Source organism: Candidatus Aegiribacteria sp., assembly GCA_021108435.1.
In the GTDB taxonomy this organism is placed as follows: Bacteria; Fermentibacterota; Fermentibacteria; order Fermentibacterales; family JCC-6; genus Aegiribacteria.
Window position 1 is genome coordinate 1 of record JAIOQY010000064.1, and the last position, 4659, is coordinate 4659.

Here is a 4659-nt window from a genome sequence, read left to right on the forward strand (position 1 = left end):
GCCGGACAGAATCTGGCTGATTACTAAATGCTCTTATGACTGATTGATCGGGCAGCTTTCAAGGTAAGAAGCCACAATTCCTGCCAGAACAAGCGAACAGAGCTTGGATTCCGCCGAGTCCGCACGGGATGTAAGCGTTACAGGATGTGTTGCACCCATTATCACGGCAGCACCTTCAGCGTTTGACAGGAAAAGCAGCGTCTTATATAGGATATTTGCGGACTCGATGTCCGGCAGCAGTACAATGTCTACCTGACCAGCCACAGAACTTTTTATCTTCTTGATTCTTACCGCTTCCGGAGAGACCGCGAGATCCATGGCAAGCGGACCATCAAAATCAGTACCTGTAATTTCACCGTCCTCAACCATTTTTTTGATCTTTGCGGCTTCCATTGTGCGAGGCATTTTCTCATAGGGTATTTCTTTTGCGCATAAATAGGTTGATTTCGGAAGATCAATTCCGAGAGCATTTACGACTGTTATGGCGTTCTTCAACATCAGAACTTTCTGATCAAGTCCAGGTTTGATATTCATACCTGCGTCGGTTACAGTGAGCAATTTCGGATATGTTGGAATATCAAAAACTGCTACATGGCTAAGAAGACCAGGACCTCGAATGCCTTTCTCGTTATCCAGTATTGCTTTCAGAAAGATGGAACTGGCAACAAGCCCTTTCATTATAACATGGGCTTCGCCGTTTCTGATTAGCTCAACTGCTTTCTCCGCAGCAGGTTTGTCTTCCGCAGCTTCGATGATGTCCATGCCGCTTATATCTACTCCAGCCTCGTCAGCTGAACGTTTAATCGCATCAGATCCGCCTATCAGAACGGCATCGATCATATTCTCATCTACTGCTGTCATAACGGCTGTCAGCGTTTCAGCTTCGTCAGCTCTGACTACTGCCACTCTTCTGGAAGGTAATACTTTAGCCATTTTCTTCATCTCTGAAAAACTTTTTACCGGCTGCATTGTTTCTCCTTAAGAAAATTGTTTGAATAGGTGCAAAACTGATAGAGGAAATATACGTATCTATGTTTCTATTGACAGTGCAGTTGTTGAAATTGCTTCTGATTGCTCGTTGGTATTGCAAAATATGATTAGAACTCTTGCACTATACAGGACAGTGTATCAGTTACAGCAATCTATTTATATATGCAGGCATTAATAATACTATCACATAGTGGCATGTATTATGCATATATGTTGATTACTTAATATTCAAACTGAACAAATATTTCTATTAACCATGGTTTAGTGAAGTATTAAGCATATTTCAGGTGCCGGCAGGTATGAAGGACGAATTATTCTGGGGAATTTGTTCTGGGATGTGGGTCTGCCTGCCGGTATTGAAGCATCCTTCAAGTGCTATAATTTGGTTGATTCTTCCAGTAGAAAGCAAAGGCGTAATAACTGAACCAGCGAATATCAACGGGAATTCATCTTATTCCATCTCGATTACGCGGGTTATTTCTTTTATCAGATTCTTTATCTTAAACGGTTTAGAAAGCTTCCCTGCAAATCCGTATTCGCTGAAATCGGCCATGACAGGATCCGTTGAATAACCGCTGCAGACAATAGCCTTTACTTCGGGGTCAATGGAAAAAAGTTTCCTGACCGCTTCTTTACCGCCCATGCCACCAGGAATAGTCAGATCCAGAATAACAATATCAAAGGGACAGCCCATTTCTTCAGCGGATATGTATTTTTTTATCGCTTCTTTTCCATCAACCGCAGAATCTACTGTATATCCGCATTCTTCAAGCATAACCTTTGATATTTTCCTGATTATTTCTTCATCATCCATCACAAGTATCCTGGCTGTTTCCCCTTGTATCAGTGGTTTCAATCCGGGTTGTTTCTTTTCCGGAAGTTGCCGTGATTCAGAAGCGTGGATGTATAGCGTAAAGGTTGTTCCCGTGCCACGTTCCGAATCAACACCTATATACCCGCCATGTTTGCTTATTATCGAATAAACCGTGGCCAGACCCAGACCGCTGCCAGCCTGCTTGGTGCTGAAGTAAGGGTCGAATATTCGGTCAAGGTGCTTTTGATCTATGCCTGTTCCCTCATCGCGTATTGTGGCTTTGACATATTTACCAGGGTTGAGATTCGGCACTTCATTCTTTGAGACATCAGCATTCTCCAGTGTGATATACAGATGCCCGCCATCGGGCATTGCCTGATCGGCGTTTATTATCAGATTGGAGAATACCTGCTGCATCTGTCCTTTGTCCGCTTTAGTTATCCAAAGATTTTCCGCTCGATTGAAAACAGGCATTACATTACTGCCTGACAGGTCAAACCCCGAAATTCCCTTAATTAATTCGCAAAGGCTGATGTCTTCTCTGACAGGTTCTCCGCCCCTTGCAAATGTAAGCAGCTGCCTGGTAAGATGAATTGCCCTGTTCATGGAATTTTCCGCTTCTTCAAGAGACTTGAATCCAGGGTGATCTTTGGAAAGCTTCATCTTAGCTATAGAGATATTACCGAATAGTCCAGTGAGAATATTGTTGAAATCATGTGCTATGCCGCTTGCAAGAGTAGCGGTATTCTCGATCTTCTGCAATTTCCGGAGCTCTTCCTCTGCCTTTGCTTTCTCGGTAATGTTTCGAACTGTTGCCAGTATCTTATTTTCCCCGAACGGAACGATACGGGCATCAAAAATGTTATCAGAACCTTTGATGTTAAGATCATACTCGAAACTGTGTGTAGTTCCTGTTTTCAGAGTGTTTTCAATCTGTTCAAGGATGAATTTCACTGCATCCTCCGAAAATCCGACATCGGATATATTCTTTCCGATGATTTCCCCTGGCGGAATGGAAAGATCATCTTCTTTTTCTACTTTGAAATCCAGGTAAGTCCCATTATTTGAAAGTACGAACATCATCTCGGGCATAGCGGCAAGAAGTGCTTCATTTCTGGTGTTACTCTCCCGCAGAGCGTCCTCTGCCCGTTTCCGTTCGGTAATGTCCTCGACGGTCCCTTCATAATACAGAACATTCCCTGATTCATCCCGGACTGCTCTTGAACTTTCGCGGATGAAGAGGGAAGTGCCATCCCGTCTGAACCAGAGTGATTCTAATCCAAGCACGACTTCCTTATCCTTAAGATGTTCACTGAGACCGAAATGCAACTGCTCAGAATCATACCGCACATCATGAAGATTATGCTGTGCCAACTCATCAAATGAAGAGTACCCCAGCATGCTCACCAGCGCCGAATTGGCCATAAGGACGCTTCCTTCAGTAGTAATTCTGTACATTCCTATAACGGTGTTCGAAAAAATGCCTCGATAGATCTCCGCTTCTTTTTCCTTTCTCTCAGTCTCGTATCTGACCTGCATCTGGGTAATCTTTTCAGCAGTAGTATCACTGAAGATCTTCTCTCTCAGTTCGCTGTATCTGTTGTGGAAGTCCAGAGCCTGTTCGAAATCACCCTGTACCTGATGAAGTTCGGAAAGGTACTTATAACTATTCGTTTCCCATTCTTTTGTCCCGGTTTTCCGGGCAAGCTCCAAGCCCTCTTGCAGATAAACCAGCGCCGAATCGTAGCGCTCAAGCCGAGTATGAATACGACCGATATGATTGTTAGAATCCGCGATTCCCCGTTTATCCCCTATCTCTTTGTAAATGGCCAGAGCCTTTAAGCAATATTCCAATGCCGGTTCGAGTTCTTTCTGCTCCTCGTAAAGGGTTCCAATGTTCATGTAGGAGTCGGCGACACCTTTCTTGTCCCCAATTTTCTCCTTGATTCCCAGAGACTTCTGATAGTGTTCGAGCGCACTAGTGGAATCTCCCTGCGATTCAAAGACTACTCCGATGTTGTTGTAAGAGATTGCAATACCTTGCTTGTCTCCCAGTTCCTCAAAGATTTGCAGAGCCTTGAAGTAGTAATCAAGTGCCTGATCATATTCCTTCCACTCATCGTAAATGATACCGATACTGTTATAACTCTTTGCCATACCTGGTTTGTCAGTTATTTCTTCCTTGATCTTCAGAGCTTTAATGTGGTATTCAAATGCTCGTTCATAATCGCCCTGATTCCTGTGGATGTTCCCGATATTGGTATGACAGCTGGCAATACCTTTCGTATCTCCGGTTTCTTCACAAATCCTCAAAGATCTTGTGTAGCATTCAAGCGATTTATCGAAATCACCTCTTGCCCAGTATAATGTTCCGATAGCCATGTGGCTCTCAGCCATCCCTTTTTTGAATCCTGTTCTTTCTGCAAGAGTAAGAGCTTGGCTGGCATAGCCTCCCGCCTGTTCAGGATCGGAACGGTAAAGTACGTATGCTAAATCACATAACACCTTCACCATCTCTGGGCTTGTTGCATCTGTTTCAGGCTGAGTACGGAGTGCTTCCAGCTTATTCTTCAGATTCTCAGTTGTATCCGTAGACATAATTCTGTGTTTACTCATCTCCCTGTCTTCAGAAACTCTTTCTTCGAGTATTATTTAATCAAGAAATGACAATACGCACGAGGACCTGCTCATGTCAAAGCTTTGAAGCAGTCAATTACAAGTTCTTATTTCGAAGTACTGCAGAATATCCGATTTGCTTTTCTACAGAAACCCATTGATGAGAGCAAAAGGATCGGTTTCCTGTCTGCTATTGACAGGCTCGATAATCGTAAACATTGTACACCATACCTATGGTG

At 43.6% G+C, this 4659-nt stretch carries 2 protein-coding genes; both read right to left on the reverse strand.

Annotated elements, in window-relative coordinates; translation table 11 throughout:
- Positions 1 to 33 precede the first annotated feature (33 nt).
- Positions 34 to 933: a bifunctional enoyl-CoA hydratase/phosphate acetyltransferase gene (locus K8R76_03870; protein ID MCD4847308.1), complete on the reverse strand. Its 900-nt coding sequence runs from the start codon at positions 931 to 933 to the stop codon at positions 34 to 36.
- A gap of 508 nt (positions 934 to 1441) precedes the next feature.
- Positions 1442 to 4420, reverse strand: coding sequence for a tetratricopeptide repeat protein (locus K8R76_03875; GenBank protein ID MCD4847309.1), 2979 nt, complete (start codon positions 4418 to 4420; stop codon positions 1442 to 1444).
- Positions 4421 to 4659: the final 239 nt, after the last annotated feature.